Origin of the sequence: Streptomyces sp. SID14478 (genome assembly GCF_010548525.1) — a bacterium.
Taxonomy (GTDB): Bacteria; Actinomycetota; Actinomycetes; order Streptomycetales; family Streptomycetaceae; genus Streptomyces.
The window spans coordinates 1-837 of sequence record NZ_JAAGMG010001333.1 but is presented as its reverse complement, the minus strand read 5'-3'; the positions used below and the strand labels follow the sequence as shown (position 1 = coordinate 837).

General features: G+C 75.4%; 1 protein-coding gene and 1 pseudogene. Both read left to right on the top strand.

Going from position 1 to position 837, the window contains the following annotated elements; all coding sequences use genetic code 11:
• Positions 1–181 (top strand): annotated as a pseudogene (locus G3I40_RS42125) (hypothetical protein); the annotation flags it as partial.
• Positions 181–837 (top strand): glycogen debranching N-terminal domain-containing protein (locus tag G3I40_RS42120; protein ID WP_275410327.1); only part of this gene is annotated, 657 nt, incomplete at its 3' end. The pseudogene G3I40_RS42125 and the gene G3I40_RS42120, both read left to right, overlap by 1 nt.

The window sequence follows — 837 nt, the reverse complement described above, 5'->3', positions numbered from 1 at the left end:
GCTGCACGGGGAGCGCGCGGAGGCGGCCCGGCTGCGCGCCGCGCTGCTCGACGTGGCCGCGGCCTCGGACTTCGCCGAGTACGTCGACCCGTACACGGGGGCGGGCTGCGGCGCCCGCGGCTTCGGCTGGACGGCCGCGCTGACGCTGGATCTGCTGGGCACCGAGGAGGAGACGTCGTGATGACGGACACGCACGGCCACGCACGCCAACTGCTGGTCCGGGGCGGCACGTTCGCCGCCCTGGACGCGAGCGGCGGGCTGAGCGCGGTGCGCGGCGCGGTGTCGCCGGACGGCCTGTTCGTGCGCGACGCCCGGCACCTGTGCCGCTGGCAGCTCACGGTCGACGGCGCGGCGCCCGAGGTGCTCACGCCGATGGCGTACGAGACGGAGGGCGTCGCCCGCTGTGTGCTCGTGCCGCGCGGCGGCCGCCAGGAGCCCCCGGCGTACACGCTCTTTCGCGAACAGGCCCTCGGGGACGGTGCGTTCGTCGAGGTGCTGCGGGTCGTGTCGAACCGTGCGGTGCCGACGACGGTGCGGATCGCGCTGACGGTCGACGCCGACTTCACGGACCAGTTCGAGCTGCGCTCCGACCACCGTACGTACGCGAAGACCGGCGCGGTGCGTACCCGTGAAGTCCTCGACGACGGCGTCGAGTTCACGTACACGCGCGGCGACTGGCGCTCCTCGACGACCGTGACGGGCACGCCCGCGCCGGACTCCGTCGAGGAGACGGGCACGGGCGCGCGCCGCCTGGTGTGGACGCTGGACCTCGCCGCGCAGGGCAGCGCGGAGCTGAACCTGCGGGTGGTGGCGCGGCCGCACGGGGCGCAGCCGTCG